We start from the raw sequence: 16057 nt of genomic DNA, 5'->3' as shown, positions 1-16057 counted from the left end.
TCAGATTGTTTGGGTGTTATATGGTCAAGCCTCACGGGCAATTAGTACTGGTTAGCTCAACGCCTCACAACGCTTACACACCCAGCCTATCAACGTCGTAGTCTTCGACGGCCCTTCAGGGGAATCAAGTTCCCAGTGAGATCTCATCTTGAGGCAAGTTTCCCGCTTAGATGCTTTCAGCGGTTATCTTTTCCGAACATAGCTACCCGGCAATGCCACTGGCGTGACAACCGGAACACCAGAGGTTCGTCCACTCCGGTCCTCTCGTACTAGGAGCAGCCCCTCTCAAATCTCAAACGTCCACGGCAGATAGGGACCGAACTGTCTCACGACGTTCTAAACCCAGCTCGCGTACCACTTTAAATGGCGAACAGCCATACCCTTGGGACCGGCTTCAGCCCCAGGATGTGATGAGCCGACATCGAGGTGCCAAACACCGCCGTCGATATGAACTCTTGGGCGGTATCAGCCTGTTATCCCCGGAGTACCTTTTATCCGTTGAGCGATGGCCCTTCCATACAGAACCACCGGATCACTAAGACCTACTTTCGTACCTGCTCGACGTGTCTGTCTCGCAGTCAAGCGCGCTTTTGCCTTTATACTCTGCGACCGATTTCCGACCGGTCTGAGCGCACCTTCGTACTCCTCCGTTACTCTTTAGGAGGAGACCGCCCCAGTCAAACTGCCCACCATACACTGTCCTCGATCCGGATCACGGACCAGAGTTAGAACCTCAAGCATGCCAGGGTGGTATTTCAAGGATGGCTCCACGCGAACTGGCGTCCACGCTTCAAAGCCTCCCACCTATCCTACACAAGCAGGCTCAAAGTCCAGTGCAAAGCTACAGTAAAGGTTCACGGGGTCTTTCCGTCTAGCCGCGGATACACTGCATCTTCACAGCGATTTCAATTTCACTGAGTCTCGGGTGGAGACAGCGCCGCCATCGTTACGCCATTCGTGCAGGTCGGAACTTACCCGACAAGGAATTTCGCTACCTTAGGACCGTTATAGTTACGGCCGCCGTTTACCGGGGCTTCGATCAAGAGCTTCGCTTGCGCTAACCCCATCAATTAACCTTCCGGCACCGGGCAGGCGTCACACCCTATACGTCCACTTTCGTGTTTGCAGAGTGCTGTGTTTTTAATAAACAGTCGCAGCGGCCTGGTATCTTCGACCAGCCAGAGCTTACGGAGTAAATCCTTCACCCTAGCCGGCGCACCTTCTCCCGAAGTTACGGTGCCATTTTGCCTAGTTCCTTCACCCGAGTTCTCTCAAGCGCCTTGGTATTCTCTACCCGACCACCTGTGTCGGTTTGGGGTACGGTTCCTGGTTACCTGAAGCTTAGAAGCTTTTCTTGGAAGCATGGCATCAACCACTTCGTCATCTAAAAGACGACTCGTCATCAGCTCTCGGCCTTGAAACCCCGGATTTACCTAAGATTTCAGCCTACCACCTTAAACTTGGACAACCAACGCCAAGCTGGCCTAGCCTTCTCCGTCCCTCCATCGCAGTAACCAGAAGTACAGGAATATTAACCTGTTTCCCATCGACTACGCTTTTCAGCCTCGCCTTAGGAACCGACTAACCCTGCGTCGATTAACGTTGCGCAGGAACCCTTGGTCTTTCGGCGTGGGTGTTTTTCACACCCATTGTCGTTACTCATGTCAGCATTCGCACTTCTGATACCTCCAGCAAGCTTCTCAACTCACCTTCACAGGCTTACAGAACGCTCCTCTACCGCGTCACTTGCGTGACACCCGCAGCTTCGGTGTGTGGTTTGAGCCCCGTTACATCTTCCGCGCAGGCCGACTCGACTAGTGAGCTATTACGCTTTCTTTAAAGGATGGCTGCTTCTAAGCCAACCTCCTAGCTGTCTAAGCCTTCCCACATCGTTTACCACTTAACCACAACTTTGGGACCTTAGCTGGCGGTCTGGGTTGTTTCCCTTTTCACGACGGACGTTAGCACCCGCCGTGTGTCTCCCATGCTCGGCACTTCTGGGTATTCGGAGTTTGCATCGGTTTGGTAAGTCGGGATGACCCCCTAGCCGAAACAGTGCTCTACCCCCCAGAGTGATACATGAGGCGCTACCTAAATAGCTTTCGAGGAGAACCAGCTATCTCCGAGCTTGATTAGCCTTTCACTCCGATCCACAAGTCATCCCCTACCTTTTCAACGGGAGTGGGTTCGGTCCTCCAGTCAGTGTTACCTAACCTTCAACCTGCTCATGGATAGATCGCCCGGTTTCGGGTCTATACCCAGCGACTAAACGCCCTATTAAGACTCGCTTTCGCTACGCCTACCCTATACGGTTAAGCTTGCCACTGAATATAAGTCGCTGACCCATTATACAAAAGGTACGCAGTCACCTAACAAGTAGGCTCCCACTGCTTGTACGCATACGGTTTCAGGTTCTATTTCACTCCCCTCTCCGGGGTTCTTTTCGCCTTTCCCTCACGGTACTGGTTCACTATCGGTCAGTCAGTAGTATTTAGCCTTGGAGGATGGTCCCCCCATGTTCAGACAAAGTTTCTCGTGCTCCGTCCTACTCGATTTCACTTCAAAGATCCTTTCGCGTACGGGGCTATCACCCACTATGGCCGCACTTTCCAGAGCGTTCCGCTAAAATCAATGAAGCTTAAGGGCTAATCCCCGTTCGCTCGCCACTACTAAGGGAATCTCGGTTGATTTCTTTTCCTCAGGGTACTTAGATGTTTCAGTTCCCCTGGTTCGCCTCTTGCACCTATGGATTCAGTACAAGATACCTAGGTTATCCTAGGTGGGTTCCCCCATTCAGAGATCTCCGGATCAAAGTCTGTTTGCCGACTCCCCGAAGCTTTTCGCAGGCTACCACGTCTTTCATCGCCTCTGACTGCCAAGGCATCCACCGTATGCGCTTCTTCACTTGACCATATAACCCCAAGCAATCTGGTTATACTGTGAAGACGACATTCGCCGAAAATTCGCGCTTGAACTCGCAAATTTTACCTTGACTTGAATGATCACCAGTGAAAGAGATCATTCAGTCTTACTTCTATCACATACCCGAATTTTTAAAGAACAGTTCTGGTGCAAAGACCAGAAATCAATGTTCATTCACGAACATTCATTTCTGAGCTTTCGACGATTGTTTTAGATGGTGGAGCCAAGGAGGATCGAACTCCTGACCTCCTGCGTGCAAAGCAGGCGCTCTCCCAGCTGAGCTATGGCCCCGTATCGGATCACGCAGCACACCAACAATTGGTGGGTCTGGGCAGATTCGAACTGCCGACCTCACCCTTATCAGGGGTGCGCTCTAACCAACTGAGCTACAGACCCAATCGTCTAACCAGTGAATCAAGCAATTCGTGTGGGAGCTTATGAAGAAGCTGAGATCTTCGATTAAGGAGGTGATCCAGCCGCAGGTTCCCCTACGGCTACCTTGTTACGACTTCACCCCAGTCATGAATCACTCCGTGGTAACCGTCCCCCTTGCGGTTAGACTAGCTACTTCTGGAGCAACCCACTCCCATGGTGTGACGGGCGGTGTGTACAAGGCCCGGGAACGTATTCACCGTGACATTCTGATTCACGATTACTAGCGATTCCGACTTCACGCAGTCGAGTTGCAGACTGCGATCCGGACTACGATCGGTTTTATGGGATTAGCTCCACCTCGCGGCTTGGCAACCCTTTGTACCGACCATTGTAGCACGTGTGTAGCCCTGGCCGTAAGGGCCATGATGACTTGACGTCATCCCCACCTTCCTCCGGTTTGTCACCGGCAGTCTCCTTAGAGTGCCCACCCGAGGTGCTGGTAACTAAGGACAAGGGTTGCGCTCGTTACGGGACTTAACCCAACATCTCACGACACGAGCTGACGACAGCCATGCAGCACCTGTGTCTGAGTTCCCGAAGGCACCAATCCATCTCTGGAAAGTTCTCAGCATGTCAAGGCCAGGTAAGGTTCTTCGCGTTGCTTCGAATTAAACCACATGCTCCACCGCTTGTGCGGGCCCCCGTCAATTCATTTGAGTTTTAACCTTGCGGCCGTACTCCCCAGGCGGTCGACTTATCGCGTTAGCTGCGCCACTAAGATCTCAAGGATCCCAACGGCTAGTCGACATCGTTTACGGCGTGGACTACCAGGGTATCTAATCCTGTTTGCTCCCCACGCTTTCGCACCTCAGTGTCAGTATCAGTCCAGGTGGTCGCCTTCGCCACTGGTGTTCCTTCCTATATCTACGCATTTCACCGCTACACAGGAAATTCCACCACCCTCTACCGTACTCTAGCTCAGTAGTTTTGGATGCAGTTCCCAGGTTGAGCCCGGGGATTTCACATCCAACTTGCTGAACCACCTACGCGCGCTTTACGCCCAGTAATTCCGATTAACGCTTGCACCCTTCGTATTACCGCGGCTGCTGGCACGAAGTTAGCCGGTGCTTATTCTGTTGGTAACGTCAAAACAGCAAGGTATTAACTTACTGCCCTTCCTCCCAACTTAAAGTGCTTTACAATCCGAAGACCTTCTTCACACACGCGGCATGGCTGGATCAGGCTTTCGCCCATTGTCCAATATTCCCCACTGCTGCCTCCCGTAGGAGTCTGGACCGTGTCTCAGTTCCAGTGTGACTGATCATCCTCTCAGACCAGTTACGGATCGTCGCCTTGGTAGGCCTTTACCCCACCAACTAGCTAATCCGACCTAGGCTCATCTGATAGCGTGAGGTCCGAAGATCCCCCACTTTCTCCCTCAGGACGTATGCGGTATTAGCGCCCGTTTCCGGACGTTATCCCCCACTACCAGGCAGATTCCTAGGCATTACTCACCCGTCCGCCGCTGAATCCAGGAGCAAGCTCCCTTCATCCGCTCGACTTGCATGTGTTAGGCCTGCCGCCAGCGTTCAATCTGAGCCATGATCAAACTCTTCAGTTCAATACTGCTTGGGTTTTGAGAAAACCCTAAACTTGGCTCAGCAATCGCATTCTCTTAAAAAGAGATAAAACTCTCGAATTCACGAGTGTTACTTGCGTTGCTGATAATCTTGCGATCACCAGTCTTACATCACAAGCACCCACACGAATTGCTTGATTCGACTTGTTAAAGAGCAGTTGGTCAAGGCTTTCGTCTCAACCGAGGCCGCGCATTCTACAGCAACCTCTCGTTCCGTCAAGCGTTATTTTCGAAAATTTTCTTTTCTACTCAACCGCTTGCGCCGACCTTCAAACCATCTTCCGATCAGCGGGAGGCGCATTCTACAGCGTTCAAATTCGCTGTCAAGCACCTCGGTGAAGCTTCGTTTCGAACCCCTTTCGGGACCGAACCGCTGCGGCGGACAACCTGCCGGAGCGCTTCACCACCCCTGGGAGAGAATCCGTAAATCCTTGATTTTCAAGCATTTACTCTTCGTCGTCGCCGGGAGTGGTGCGCATTATAGGGAGATAGAAACTGGCGTCAACACTTATTTGAAACTTTTATTACGAAACACCGTGACGAGTTCGAAGCCTGGGCAGGCGGCGAGCGATCGAGGGTAGCCGCAGCAGCATGAGCGACGCACCAGCCACAGCGTACAGGGTCCACTCCTCCAGGTCTGCCCGCACTACCCAGAGCATGTGCAACAAGCCGAGCCCAAGGATCAGGTAGACCAGGCGATGCAGCTTCTTCCAGCGGCTACCGAGCTTGCGCATGGCGAAGCGGTTGGAAGTGATCGCCAACAGGAACAGGCAGACGAATCCAAGCATTCCCACGATGATGTAGGGACGCTTGCTCAACTCGATGCCCAACTGCCCCCAGTCCAACCCCAGGATGAACACGCAGTAAGCGCTCAGGTGCAGCAGCACATAGGTGAAGCACCACAACCCCAACTGGCGGCGCACGGCGATCCAGCCCGGCCAGCCGCTCAGCTTCTGCAGTGGCGTCATCGCCAGGGTGAGTAGCAGCAATACCAAGGCGCCCAGCCCCAGTCGATCGACCAGGGTCTTGCCCGGGTCGGGTCCGAGGGCAAAGATCCAGGCTTGGTACAACCACCAGGCCGGTACTGCCAGCGCCCCCAGGAATACCGCAAGGCGCAGATACCAGTAGCGCATCAGTAGTACTTCCTCAGATCCATGCCGCTATAAAGGGAAGCGACCTCACTCCCGTAGCCATTGAACATCTGCGTATCCCGCACATTGGGACTGAACAACCCACTGGGCAGGCGCCGCTCGCGGGCCTGGGACCACCGCGGGTGGTCGACCTGCGGATTGACGTTGGCATAGAACCCGTACTCGTTGGCGGCAATGCTTTCCCAGGTGGTCTTCGGCTGCTCGCGGACCAGACTGATACGCACGATAGACTTGATGCTCTTGAAGCCATACTTCCACGGCACCACCAGGCGCAACGGCGCGCCATTCTGGTTGGGCAACAGCCGCCCGTACATGCCCACCGCCAGAATTGCCAGGGGATGCATCGCCTCGTCCATGCGCAAGCCTTCCATATAAGGCCAGTCGATCACCGAGAAACCGGAGCGTTGGCCGACCATCTGTTCCGGACGCTGCAGGGTTTCGAAACGGACGAACTTCGCCTGCCCATTGGGTTCGACCCGCTTGAGCAGGTCCGCCAGGGGAAAGCCCAGCCAAGGGATCACCATCGACCAGGCTTCCACGCAGCGCAGCCGATAGATGCGCTCTTCCAGTTGGTAGGGTTTGACGAAATCCTCGAGGGCATAGGTACCCGGCTTGCCGACCTCGCCGTCGATCACCACCGACCAGGGCTCGGTCTTCAGGGCCGAGGCGTTTTCCGCCGGGTCGCCCTTGTTCGGCCCGAACTCGTAAAAATTGTTGTAGTGGGTGGCGTCCTTGAATGGCGTGATCGCCTCCCTCTGGACATTCACCGCCTGCCAGCGGGTCTGCGGTAGCTTTTCGGCGAACCAGCCCGGCGCCGGTACCGACTCGACGCCGGCATAGCGCTGTTCGTCGGCAAAGCCCAGGCGCGGCAGGCCGCTGGCCAGCGCCAATCCGGCGAAGGAAGCACCGAGCAGACGCCGACGGGACAGGTAGAGGGTTTCGGACGTGACTTCCGACTCGGAACAGTCGGAACGGGAGGGAATCTTGATCAGCATGACGGGCTCCGCAATGACCAGCTTTGTGCCAGTAGACTACGGAGCCCGTTGGAAATTACATCAGCTCGGCTGCTTCCGGCGACGCAGTTGCAGCAGGTATTGCACAGGACCGGAGGCCGCGTAGGCAAGGAACAGCAACAGGAGGATGCGCGGCGGGTCGGTAAAGACCACGGCGAAGGCCAGCACCACGATAAGGATCGCCACGAACGGCACCCGGCCGCGCAGGTCGAGATCCTTGAAGCTGTGGTACTTGATGTTGCTGACCATCAGCACACCAGCGGCGGCGACCAGCAGGGCGACGAGGAAGGCAACCTTGGCGCCCTGGATCTCGAAATCGCTGAACGCCCATACCGTGCCCGCCACCAGCGCCGCGGCGGCCGGACTGGCCAGGCCGATGAAATAGCGCTTGTCGGCCTTGCCGACCTGGGTGTTGAAACGAGCCAGACGCAGGGCGGCGCCCGCAACGTAGATGAAGGCGACCATCCAGCCGACCTTGCCGAGGCTGCCAAGCGCCCATTCGAAGGCGACCAGCGCCGGCGCCACACCGAAGGCGACCATGTCCGACAGCGAGTCGTACTCGGCGCCGAAGGCGCTCTGGGTGTTGGTCAGGCGAGCCACGCGGCCGTCCAGTCCATCGAGGACCATGGCCACGAAGATAGCGATGGCGGCGTTGGCGAACTGGCCGCTCATGCCATTGATGATGGCGTAGAAGCCGGAAAACAGGGCCGCCGTGGTGAACAGGTTGGGTAGCAGGTAGATACCGCGGTGACGAACCTTCCGCCCTTCGGCGTCGTGCCCTTCTTCTATATGTTCGTCGATGGGCAGCAGGCTTTCTTCGTCGGAGGCCTTGTTCGGCTCCTCGGGACGTTCACTCATGGACAATTCCTTGGGAACTGATGGGGTACGAATATGCCGACAGCACTTCTGACTAGGAAGACAACTCCGCCGGCCCAGGCTTTATACCAGATCGCCAGGCAAGAACGAAAAAACGCGGCCGGGGCCGCGTTTCTTCGTCTGTCGCCGGAGCCGCTTAGTTCTTGCTCTTGTCGACGATCTTGTTGGCTGCGATCCACGGCATCATCGCGCGCAGCTTCTCGCCGATCTGCTCGATCGGGTGAGCGGCGTTGTTGCGGCGGTAGGCAGTCATCGACGGGTAGTTGGCCGCACCTTCGGTAATGAACATCTTCGCGTACTCGCCGTCCTGGATGCGCTTCAGGGCGTTGCGCATGGCAGCACGGGACTCGGCGTTGATCACCTCCGGACCGGTTACGTACTCACCGTATTCGGCATTGTTGGAGATGGAGTAGTTCATGTTGGCGATGCCGCCTTCGTACATCAGGTCGACGATCAGCTTCAGCTCGTGCAGGCACTCGAAGTAGGCCATTTCCGGCGCGTAACCGGCTTCGACCAGGGTTTCGAAACCGGCCTTGACCAGCTCGACGCAACCACCGCAGAGAACGGCCTGCTCACCGAACAGGTCGGTTTCGGTCTCGTCCTTGAAGGTGGTTTCGATGATACCGGTACGACCGCCGCCGACGCCGCAGGCGTAGGACAGGGCGACGTTCTTGGCGTTGCCGGAAGCGTCCTGGTAGATGGCGATCAGGTCAGGGATGCCACCGCCCTTGACGAACTCGGAACGCACGGTGTGACCCGGGGCCTTCGGCGCGATCATGATCACGTCGAGGTCGGCGCGCGGGACGACCTGGTTGTAGTGGATGGAGAAGCCGTGAGCGAAGGCCAGGGTGGCGCCCTTCTTCAGGTTCGGCTCGATCTCTTCCTTGTACAGGCGGCCCTGGAACTCGTCCGGGGTGAGGATCATGACCACGTCGGCTGCGGCGACGGCGGTCTTCACGTCGGCAACCTTCAGACCGTGCGCTTCGGCCTTGGCCACGGTGGCGGAGCCGCTACGCAGGCCCACGGTGACGTCGACGCCGGAGTCCTTCAGGTTGCAGGCATGGGCGTGGCCCTGGGAGCCGTAGCCGATGATGGCAACTTTCTTGCCCTGGATGATCGAGAGGTCACAGTCTTTATCGTAGAAAACGCGCATGGGAATTCCCCTTCAGTAAGGCCTCGCGGGCCTGCTTTCAGTTCAGATGCTCAGAGTCTTGTCGCCACGGGCGATGCCGGTGACGCCACTGCGGACCACTTCCAGGATCGACGCAGTGCCGATGGCCTGGATGAAGCTGTCCAGTTTGTCGCTGGTACCCGCCAGTTGCACGGTATAGACGCTACTGGTGACGTCGACGATCTGCCCACGGAAGATATCGGTGGTGCGCTTGACCTCGGCGCGCTGGGCGCCCGTGGCCTTGACCTTCACCAGCATCAGCTCGCGCTCGATATGGGCGCTTTCCGACAGATCCACCAGCTTGACCACTTCGATCAGCTTGTTGAGGTTCTTGGTGATCTGCTCGATCACCTCATCGTGCCCCACGGTGGTCAGCGTCAGACGCGACAGGGTCGGGTCCTCGGTCGGCGCCACGGTAAGGCTTTCGATGTTGTAGTTGCGTTGGGAGAACAGGCCGACCACGCGGGACAATGCGCCTGGCTCGTTTTCCAGCAGCAGGGAAATGATGTGTCGCATGATCAGGTACGCTCCGTCTTGCTCAGCCACATGTCGCGCATCGCGCCGTCACGGATCTGCATCGGATAGACGTGTTCGCTGGCGTCCACCTGGATGTCGAGGAAGACCAGGCGATTCTTCATGGCGAACGCCTCCTCCATCTTCGGCTTCAGATCCTTCAGGTCGGTGATGCGCATGCCGACATGCCCGTAGGCTTCGGCAAGCTTGACGAAGTCCGGCAGGGATTCCATGTAGGAATGCGAATAACGGCTGTTGTACTGCATGTCCTGCCACTGGCGGACCATGCCCAGGGCACCATTGTTCAGGTTGACGATCTTCACCGGCAGGTCGTACTGCAGGCAGGTAGACAGTTCCTGGATATTCATCTGGATACTGCCCTCGCCGGTCACGCAGGCGACATCGTCGTCCGGGAAGTTGAGCTTGATGCCCATCGCCGCCGGGAAGCCGAAGCCCATGGTGCCGAGACCGCCGGAGTTGATCCAGCGATTGGGCTTGTTGAACTTGTAGTACTGCGAGGCGAACATCTGGTGCTGGCCGACATCGGAGGTGATGAAGGCATCGCCATGGGTAACCTCGTAGAGCGTCTCGATGACGGTCTGCGGCTTGATGATGCTGCCGTCGCCCTTGTCGTACGGGAACAACCCACGGTTACCACGCCACTCGTCGATCTGCTTCCACCAGGCAGCCTGGGCATCCTGGTTCGGGGTCTCGCCGATTTCCCTGACGATCGCGACCATTTCGGTGAGAACGCTGTCCACCGGGCCGACGATCGGGATGTCGGCCTTGATGGTCTTGGAAATCGACGCCGGATCGATGTCGATGTGGATGATCTTGGCGTTCGGGCAGAACTTCGCCGCACCGTTGATGACCCGGTCGTCGAAACGCGCGCCGACCGCGAGGATCACGTCGCTGTGATGCATCGCCAGGTTGGCGGTGAAGCTGCCATGCATCCCGAGCATGCCGAGGAACTGGCGGTCCGCGCCGGGATACCCGCCGAGGCCCATCAGGGTGTTGGTCACCGGCAGGTTGAGCATCTGCGCCAGCTCGGTCAGCGGCGCCGCGGCATTGCCCATGATCACGCCGCCGCCGGAATAGACCACCGGGCGCTTGGCGGCCAGGAGCATCTCGGCGGCCTTGCGGATCTGTCCCGAGTGACCGCGAACGGCCGGGCTGTACGAACGCAACTTGACCTTCTTCGGATAGGAATATTCGAACTTCTGCGTCGGGTCGCCCATGTCCTTCGGAATATCCACGACCACCGGCCCCGGACGACCGGACTGCGCCAGGTAGAAGGCCTTCTTGATCACCTCGGGAATTTCCGAGGGATGCTTGATGATGAAGCTGTGCTTCACGATCGGCCGGGAGATCCCGACCATGTCGGTTTCCTGGAACGCATCGGTACCGACCATGTTGCTCGGCACCTGGCCCGACAGGATCACCATCGGGATGGAGTCCATGTATGCGGTGGCGATACCGGTGATGGCGTTGGTCGCGCCCGGGCCGGAAGTCACCAGCACGACACCGGGCTTGCCGGTGGCGCGGGCGTAGCCGTCGGCCATATGGGTAGCCGCCTGTTCGTGGCGCACCAGGATGTGGGTCACGTCGTGCTCCTTGAAGAGCGCGTCGTAGATATGCAGGAGGGCACCACCCGGGTACCCGTAGATGTACTTAACGCCTTCGTCGCGCAACGAGCGGACGACCATTTCAGCGCCAGATAAAAGCTCCACGTTTTCACCTCTAGAACGCTATACGGCCACCCAGGGGCGGGCGACCGAAATTCGGTTGGCTGCCCGGCAGAGCATGGGTGACGGTAGTCACCGGCTACGTCAACTGCCGATTGAGCAAACTTGGAAGGGCGCCTGGTGTTACGGAGCTCTTCCACCCAGCGCGAGGTAACGCGAAGCAGGGTGTAACTTTCGGCGCGGGTAGGCACCTCATGGTCTGCCGGAGAGGGGACTGGGTTGCAGACGGCCCGCTACAGCGAGCTTGGATTCTTCGCATTCGTCGAACGCAAGTCAAGCTTTATTCTGAAAATTATCAAAAAAATTCCAAGGAAGCTGCCATACCCTTCCATAAAAAAGCTGATCAATGACCAAAAACAGATTTTATGGCTAGAAAATTCCGATTTAGAGCAAACTTTTCCAAAATGCCCATGATTCCCGCGAGGACTTGCCACGGCGAGGCCGTCTCCGGCGGCGGTTGTGATGCCGTGCAGCATGCCGCGCTGGCGGATTTGGTTATAGTTAGCCGCAGTTAGCGCATTCCAAGGACTCCGCATGCGACGCATGATCCTCCCGGCCAGCTTGTTGCTCGCCCTCTCCTCTTTCGCCATGGCCGCCCCGATCTACAAATGGGTCGACGCCGAGGGCGTCACCCACTTCGGCGCACAACCGCCGCAAGGTGCGCAAGCGACCACGGTGAATACCCAGACCGCCCCGCCGCCGGACAACTTCCCCCTGCCCCCCTCGACCCCGGCACCGACCATCCAGCAGAAACCGGCCGATCCCGAGCAGAAGGCGATCGACGACAAGGTGAAGCAGCAAGTGGCGAAGGAAGAGGCCGAGCGCAAGCAGTTCTGCGAAGAGACCCGCAACAACCTCGCGCAACTGAAGAACAACCCGCGCGTAAGGGTCGACGAAGGCAAGGGCGAACTCCGTCGCCTCGGCGAGGAAGAACGCCAGGAGCGAATCGCCAAGGCCGAAAAGGCGATCCAGGAGAATTGCCGCTGAGGCGAACACAGCCCCGTCCCGCAGCATGGGGCTGACCCGGCTCTCCGCCTTGCTTGAAGCAAAGAAAAACCCGGCCTGTAGCCGGGTTTTTCTTTACTGCCGAAGCTTCATGACGGCCCGCCGATCAGCCGGTCGAACTCGCCAAGCGCCGCCAGCAGACCGGCGACTTCCTCGCCACGCTGCGCATAGGCCACCTCGGCCATGGCCAGGATACCCGAGGCCTGCGGCAAAGCGCTGTCGCTTTCGAGAATCAGCTTCATCCGCGGCAGGAAGATCCATTGCAGCCATTGCTCGAGCGCCAGCGTATCCACGCAGAACGGCTCGGGGCTGGCCAGCGCTTCCGGGGCGGGGCGGCTTTCGCTCCACCAGCCGAGGGCACGCAACTCACGCTCGATCAGCAACAACTGGTCGGCCAGCGCATAGACCCGTCGATCCATCAGGAGCTGACCTTTGCCTTCTGCCGGGCCAGCGCAGCGCCGGCGGAGTCTCCCTGCTTCTCCCGCGCCTGGGCGATCAGTTCCCAGAGCCCGGCCTGCAAGGTCGGCCGGCCATTGGCGTAGCTCAAGCCACGGCGCGCGACCTGCTCGGCCTGAGCCGCATCGCCCTGGGCCAGGCGCACCTGGGCCAGGCGATAGAGCACCTGAGGCTCGCGCGGAGCGATGCGCTGGGCTCGCTCGAGGCTGGCGGCGGCACTGTTCAGGTCGCCGCTGCCCTGCTGTTGCTGGGCGGTTGTGAGCATCGCCAGGACCGGCCCGTCCAACTGCTCGTCGGCTGCCAGGCCGCCGGCCGAGCCGGAGGCCGGAATGCCGGTGGGCGCGGAACGACTGGCGCCGCTGGGCGGCATGTTGTAGCTGTCGCCCAGCGGTGGCGTGGAGGCGCTGCTGGGCGGAGCCTGGTACTGGGTGCCGGTGCCGAGCGGAGCGCTGCTGATCGGCGCGGCGCCGGACTGCGCCGGGAAAGTCTGGATCGGTGCGGAATTGGCGCCCTGCGGCACCATCACCACCACACCGGAGTCGCCGCCCTGGGGAATGCCCTGGGTGGCGGCGCCTTGCTGGGTACGCGGTACCTGGGTACGGGTGATGCGGAAACCGCCGCTTTCCTGGTTGGACACCGGAGTACCGGAATCCACCACCGGGATCGCCCCGTGCTGCGGGCTGGCGCAGCCCGCGAGCACGGCACTGCCGGCAAGCGCGGCGAATACGAAAATCTTCTTCACGTCAGGTCCTCTCGGATCAATTCAGCCAGCCACGTACCCAGTCCATCACCTCGCCGGCGGGGTTCTGGCTCCCGCAGCCTGGGCCCTGGGCGGGCTCGCTGCCACGAATATAGGGCATCTGTACGGCATTCGGGCAATCCGCCGCCGAGCCCTGCCCGGTCTGCGCGTCGACCCAGGCCATCACCACGTTCTCCGGCATCGGCATTTCCAGCGATTGCGGATGCGCCTTGCGCATGAAGCTGGCCCACACCTGCAAGGCACCGGTGGCGCCGGTAAGCGGCGTCTTGCCGTTGTCGTCGCGACCGAGCCAGACCACAGCCTGGAGGTCGCCGCCGAAACCGGAGAACCAGCTATCGCGCGAGTCGTTGCTGGTGCCGGTCTTGCCGGCGAGGGTCAGCGACGACGGCAATTGACTGTACACCGAACGCCCGGTGCCTTCGCGCATGACCCGCTGCATGGCGTTCTGCACCAGGTAGACGGCGCCCGAGTCGAAGCGCTGTTCGACCTGGAACGGATAGCGCTTGAGCGGCTGGCCGTCGGCAGTGAGGACGCTGCGGATCCCCCGCAACGGCGTGTTGAAGCCGCCGCTGGCGATGGTCTGGTACATGGTGGCGACCTCCATCGGACTGAGCGAACCGGCGCCCAGCAGCATCGACGGATAGGCCGGCCAGTCACGGTTGATACCCAGCCGGGCGACGGTCTGCAGCACGTTGGGCACACCGACGTCGAGGCCGAGCTTGGCGGTGGACAGGTTGTAGGAGTTTGCCAGGCCCTGGTACAGGAAGATCGTGCCATGCGAGCGCCGGTCGTAGTTCTGCGGTCGCCAGACCTGGCCGTCCTGGCCTTTCACCGCGAAGGGCTCGTCCTGCACCCAGGTGGTCAGGGTGTACTTGCTCGGCCGCTCGAGAGCGGTCAGGTAGACCGCCGGCTTGATCAGCGAACCGATCGGCCGCACCGCGTCCAGGGCCCGGTTGAAGCCGGCGAAGCGCGGGTCGCGACTGCCGATCAGGGCCTGGATCTCGCCGGTTTCCGGATTGGTCACGACCATCGCCGCCTCGACCTGGTCGACTCCCTTGCGCCCACTGAGGCGCTTGAGCGTTTCGTTGACGGAGGTCTCGGCCTTCTCCTGCAGGATCGGATCGAAGCTGGTGAAGATGCGCAGCCCTTCCTCGGTCAGGTCCTCGTCGCGGTAGTCCTGGCGCAACTGGCGCTTGACCAGGTCGAGGAAGGCCGGATAGGAGCTGTCGGCCATGCTGCCCTGCCGGGTAACGCCGAGCGGGCGCTGCTTGGCGGCGTCGACTTCCTGCTGGGTCGCCACGCCCTGCTCGGCGAGCACGTCGAGCACCAGGTTGCGCCGCGCCAGCGCACGATCCGGGTAACGCCGCGGGTTGAAGTAGGACGGTCCCTTGACCATGCCGACCAGCAGCGCCACCTGGTCCAGCTTGAGCTCAGCCAGCGGCTGGCTGAAGAAATACTGGCTGGCCAGGCCGAAGCCATGGATCGCTCGTTGCCCATCCTGGCCGAGGAACACCTCGTTGAGATAGGACTCGAGGATGTCGCGCTTGTCGTAGTGCAGTTCCAGCAGCACCGCCATCATCGCTTCGTTGATCTTGCGGCTCAGGCTGCGCTCATTGCTCAGGAAGAAGTTCTTCACCAACTGCTGGGTCAGGGTGCTGCCGCCCTGGCGCAACTGGCCGGCCGTGGTGTTGACCCACACCGCCCGCGCCACGGACTTCAGCGACACACCATGGTGGTTCCAGAAGTCGCGATCCTCGACCGCGACCAGGGTGTCGATCAGGTAGGTCGGCACCTGGTCGAGCTTGACCAGGATGCGATCCTCATGGTGCGCCGGATACAAGCCGCCGATCAGCAGCGGCTCAAGGCGCGCCACCGCCAGTTCCTTGCCGTTGGCCTGGCTCAGCCCGCTGACGTAGTTGCCGTTGAAGCGCACGCGCACGCGCTGGGCCGGTTCCGCGCCTTCGTAGAACTGGAAGCCACGGGTATTGAGTTCGACCGCGCTGGCCGCCACCGATACGGTTCCAGGGCCGCTCACGCTGGGCTCGCGACGGTAGCCGAGGGCGTCGAGTTCGCGCAGGAAGTCTTCCCTGCTCAGCTTCAGGCCGTTGAACAGCTCCAGCGGGCGGGCATAGACCTTCGCCGGGATGGTCCAGCGCCGGCCGGAGAATTTCTCCTGCACCACGGCATCGAGATAGATGGCGAAGCCGGCGAGGAGCACCAGGCCGACGAGGCCGAGCTTGAGAGCCCAGCTGAGCCATTTGTTCAGGCCGGGTGCCGGGCGTGCTTTGCTGTTACGGGAACGGGGGGATCGGGGACGCGTCATGGCGGCGCATTATACGTACTTTATCCACAGCGGACAGACACCGCATCGGCGGCATCCACGGTCTGCGCGGCCCCGGTGGATAGACGCGGCGGCAGCGCGGCGCATTCG

Annotated in this window: 11 protein-coding genes, 2 tRNA genes and 2 rRNA genes; 1 reads left to right on the top strand and 14 read right to left on the bottom strand. The window is 59.6% G+C overall.

Going from position 1 to position 16057, the window contains the following annotated elements:
* Positions 1 to 20 precede the first annotated feature (20 nt).
* The 11 genes from ACTJJX_RS32580 to ACTJJX_RS32530 all read right to left on the bottom strand — a co-directional run bounded on the left by ACTJJX_RS32580 (position 21) and on the right by ACTJJX_RS32530 (position 11950).
* Positions 21 to 2911 (bottom strand): 23S ribosomal RNA (locus ACTJJX_RS32580).
* Between the two features lie 226 nt (positions 2912 to 3137).
* Positions 3138 to 3213 (bottom strand) — tRNA-Ala (locus ACTJJX_RS32575).
* 28 nt (positions 3214 to 3241) lie between these two features.
* Positions 3242 to 3318, bottom strand: a tRNA-Ile gene (locus tag ACTJJX_RS32570).
* A gap of 64 nt (positions 3319 to 3382) precedes the next feature.
* A 16S ribosomal RNA gene (locus tag ACTJJX_RS32565) occupies positions 3383 to 4918 on the bottom strand.
* The 16S and 23S rRNA genes sit together here with 2 tRNA genes alongside, the layout of an rRNA operon.
* Positions 4919 to 5460: 542 nt before the next feature.
* Entirely contained in the window at positions 5461 to 6069 is a 609-nt protein-coding gene (gene msrQ / locus ACTJJX_RS32560) for a protein-methionine-sulfoxide reductase heme-binding subunit MsrQ (protein ID WP_016852158.1), read from the bottom strand.
* Positions 6069 to 7082 carry a protein-methionine-sulfoxide reductase catalytic subunit MsrP gene (gene msrP / locus ACTJJX_RS32555; RefSeq protein ID WP_016562371.1) on the bottom strand — a complete coding sequence of 338 codons (1014 nt, stop codon included), beginning with the start codon at positions 7080 to 7082 and terminating at the stop codon, positions 6069 to 6071. Before msrP ends, msrQ begins: the two co-directional genes overlap by 1 nt.
* A gap of 60 nt (positions 7083 to 7142) precedes the next feature.
* Entirely contained in the window at positions 7143 to 7958 is an 816-nt protein-coding gene (gene pssA / locus ACTJJX_RS32550; RefSeq protein ID WP_003095061.1) for a CDP-diacylglycerol--serine O-phosphatidyltransferase, read from the bottom strand.
* A gap of 154 nt (positions 7959 to 8112) precedes the next feature.
* Positions 8113 to 9129: a ketol-acid reductoisomerase gene (ilvC, locus tag ACTJJX_RS32545; RefSeq protein ID WP_003095066.1), complete on the bottom strand. Its 1017-nt coding sequence runs from the start codon at positions 9127 to 9129 to the stop codon at positions 8113 to 8115.
* Positions 9130 to 9171: 42 nt separating this feature from the next.
* Positions 9172 to 9663, bottom strand: a complete 492-nt coding sequence (gene ilvN / locus ACTJJX_RS32540; RefSeq protein WP_003095069.1) for an acetolactate synthase small subunit — start codon at positions 9661 to 9663, stop codon at positions 9172 to 9174.
* Between the two features lie 2 nt (positions 9664 to 9665).
* Positions 9666 to 11390: an acetolactate synthase 3 large subunit gene (locus tag ACTJJX_RS32535; RefSeq protein WP_003095071.1), complete on the bottom strand. Its 1725-nt coding sequence runs from the start codon at positions 11388 to 11390 to the stop codon at positions 9666 to 9668.
* 248 nt (positions 11391 to 11638) lie between these two features.
* Positions 11639 to 11950 (bottom strand): hypothetical protein, encoded by a 312-nt coding sequence (locus tag ACTJJX_RS32530; protein WP_153274550.1) that lies wholly within the window; start codon positions 11948 to 11950, stop codon positions 11639 to 11641.
* Between ACTJJX_RS32530 and ACTJJX_RS32525 the strand changes: the two genes are divergently transcribed.
* On the top strand, positions 11940 to 12392 hold the full coding sequence (locus ACTJJX_RS32525) for a DUF4124 domain-containing protein (RefSeq protein WP_003095076.1): 453 nt from the start codon (positions 11940 to 11942) through the stop codon (positions 12390 to 12392). The two genes, ACTJJX_RS32530 and ACTJJX_RS32525, sit on opposite strands and share 11 nt — an antisense overlap.
* A 107-nt stretch (positions 12393 to 12499) precedes the next feature.
* Here the strand turns inward: ACTJJX_RS32525 and ACTJJX_RS32520 are convergent, their stop codons facing one another.
* From ACTJJX_RS32520 to mrcB, 3 genes are read right to left on the bottom strand one after another with little or no spacing between them, the layout of a single operon-like run.
* A complete protein-coding gene (locus ACTJJX_RS32520; RefSeq protein ID WP_003123490.1) occupies positions 12500 to 12829 on the bottom strand; it encodes a YqcC family protein in 330 nt (109 codons plus the stop codon).
* Positions 12829 to 13608, bottom strand: a complete 780-nt coding sequence (gene lpoP, locus ACTJJX_RS32515; RefSeq protein ID WP_016852159.1) for a penicillin-binding protein activator LpoP — start codon at positions 13606 to 13608, stop codon at positions 12829 to 12831. Before lpoP ends, ACTJJX_RS32520 begins: the two co-directional genes overlap by 1 nt.
* 16 nt (positions 13609 to 13624) lie before the next feature.
* Positions 13625 to 15949: a penicillin-binding protein 1B gene (gene mrcB / locus ACTJJX_RS32510; protein WP_004352653.1), complete on the bottom strand. Its 2325-nt coding sequence runs from the start codon at positions 15947 to 15949 to the stop codon at positions 13625 to 13627.
* Positions 15950 to 16057: the final 108 nt, after the last annotated feature.

Source organism: Pseudomonas sp. 22490 (genome assembly GCF_052044465.1).
Lineage (GTDB): Bacteria > Pseudomonadota > Gammaproteobacteria > Pseudomonadales > Pseudomonadaceae > Pseudomonas > Pseudomonas aeruginosa.
Note: the sequence above shows the minus strand (reverse complement) of the source record. Positions and strands in the feature narration are given on the sequence as shown.